An 807-nucleotide genomic window follows, 5' to 3' on the forward strand; every position below is an offset into this window, starting at 1 on the left:
TCCTCGGCGCGCTGCAGACCACGCGCAACATGATGCGCGGCCACCAGGTCGCCGCGCAGGACATGATCGAGTTCGCGGTGCCGCACTCGCTCGCGTTCACCTTCTTCCCGCATTGGGTGATGGACCTGCGCAAGCGCTTCGGGGCCCTGAAGAGCCGCCTGATCGCGCTCAACGTGCACGATGCCGTGATGCAGCTGACCGAGGGCAGCTGCGACCTGCTGATCGCCTACCACCACCCGTCGCAGCCGCTGCAGCTCAGCCCCGAGCGCTACGAGATGCTGAGCCTCGGCCACGAGACGCTGGCCGTGTACGCGAAGGCCGATGCGAAGGGCGAGCCGCTGTTCCGCCTGCCCGGCGCCCCCGGCGAGCGCGTGCCCTTCCTCAGCTACGGCGCGGGGGCCTACCTGGGGCGGCTGGTCGAGCAGATCGTCAAGCTCGCCCCGGCGCCGCTCAACCTCGACCCGATCTACGAGACCGACATGGCCGAGGGCCTGAAGGCGATGGCGCTCGAGGGGCACGGCCTCGCCTTCCTGCCGGTGAGCTCGGTGAAGAAGGAGCTGAAGAGCCGGCGCCTGGTGCGGGCCGCCGCGCCCGGCATGCTCGAGCTGACGATGGAAGTGCGCATCTACCGCGAGCTGCCCGATCTCTCGCGCCAGGGCGGCAAGCCCGGCGCCCGGGCCCTGTGGAACTTCCTCAAGCCGGCGGGCTGAAACACCCCACGCCAGAGGGTTTTCCCTCGCGCGGCATGCATTCGATGCATGGGTTCTCCGCCAATCCGCATTGGCTTTCCGACAGGCAGGCGAATAC

The 807-nt window shown here is 69.1% G+C and carries 1 protein-coding gene; it reads left to right on the forward strand.

Annotation, left to right across the window (positions count from 1 at the left end):
• Positions 1–710 (forward strand): LysR substrate-binding domain-containing protein (locus AC1D15_RS35215; protein WP_477829735.1); only part of this gene is annotated, 710 nt, incomplete at its 5' end.
• Positions 711–807: the final 97 nt, after the last annotated feature.

It is taken from the genome of Rhizobacter sp. P2_H2 (assembly GCF_056403375.1).